Origin of the sequence: Paraburkholderia fungorum, assembly GCF_046027605.1 — a bacterium.
Taxonomy (GTDB): Bacteria; Pseudomonadota; Gammaproteobacteria; order Burkholderiales; family Burkholderiaceae; genus Paraburkholderia; species Paraburkholderia fungorum_F.
In genome coordinates this window covers 1-478 of record NZ_JAQQEF010000095.1, presented here as the reverse complement: position 1 = coordinate 478, position 478 = coordinate 1, and the positions used below count along the sequence as shown (strand labels likewise).

Below are 478 nucleotides of genomic sequence, written 5' to 3'. Positions count from 1 at the left end.
CTTCGCCTTCGCCTTCGCCTTCGCCTTCGCCTTCGCCTTCGCCTTCGCCTTCGCCTTCGCCTTTCTGCCTCCTTGCTTCTGTGTCCTCCCGGCCTCTCAGTTTTCCGCCGCGGTGGCTCTTGCTTGCGGCTCGCTTGTTGCCGTTGCCGGTAGGGCGCGTCGCCGAGGCAAAGCCGATGGTTCTCACCGCGCGCGAACGAAGCTGCAGCTTCGATGATCGACCGTTCCGGCGAGCACGTAGTGCGAGGCGGGAAGTATGACTGCCTGGTCACTAGCGTCGAATGTGCGAGGGCACAGATTCCAGATGCACCACTACCGTGGCTGTGCGGGGGACCCGCTTATGAGTTAGCGGTTTGAGCCGCTTTCTCTTGCCTACTTCTCTTTGCGGCGGCAAAGAGAAGTAGGTGCCTGCCCCGCACAGGGGCGACGCTAATAAACCAATATCAATTCAAGGAAAGGCCAACGCCATAGGCGACCC

At 60.9% G+C, this 478-nt stretch carries 1 pseudogene; it reads right to left on the bottom strand.

Annotation, left to right across the window (positions count from 1 at the left end):
* Positions 1-187, bottom strand: a pseudogene (locus tag PQR53_RS38890) (hypothetical protein); the annotation flags it as partial.
* Positions 188-478 lie beyond the last annotated feature (291 nt).